The following is a 482-nucleotide window of genomic DNA, read 5'->3' as shown; positions in this document are numbered from 1 at the left end:
ATATTTTTGTAAATGTTTTCAGATTGAGTTCTACCATATTACTTCTCTTTCCTTGATTTATTCAAAGGCCATCAGCTGGCCGTTTTCACTGGCTGTATAGGTCAGATCTTTTAGATGAATGACTACTTCTGCACTGACTGATTTGTCCGCATTGCTGCGGACGATGTGCAAGCTATGTTCATTCAGCAGCTCAACATCGATGCTGCCGTCCAGGTCAAAGGCCGCAGACTGGTTGCGGTAGCTGAAGAGCTTGATCAGGGCCTGCACCACTGGTCGTTTGACTTCTTGGGCAATCTCTTCATTGCTGTAGTAATGGCGGTTGATATTGCGGCCTTCCTTAGTTTCCTCCAGCAGTTCCAGATCATTTTTTCCGGCCAGAAAGCCAACATAGTACACCTGAGGAATGCCCGGTGCATAGGCCTGAATCAGGCGGCTAATGAAGTATTTCTTATCATCATCGCCTAAGGCTGAGTAATAAGTCG

The 482-nt window shown here is 46.1% G+C and carries 1 pseudogene; it reads right to left on the bottom strand.

What is annotated here, in order from left to right:
* Window positions 1-57: 57 nt before the first annotated feature.
* A pseudogene (locus STRDD11_RS13295) lies at window positions 58-482 on the bottom strand (sucrose phosphorylase); the annotation flags it as partial.

This window comes from Streptococcus sp. DD11 (genome assembly GCF_001578865.1).
GTDB lineage: Bacteria > Bacillota > Bacilli > Lactobacillales > Streptococcaceae > Streptococcus > Streptococcus panodentis.
The sequence above is the reverse complement of the archived record's forward strand: the minus strand, read 5'-3'. Positions and strand labels throughout refer to the sequence as shown.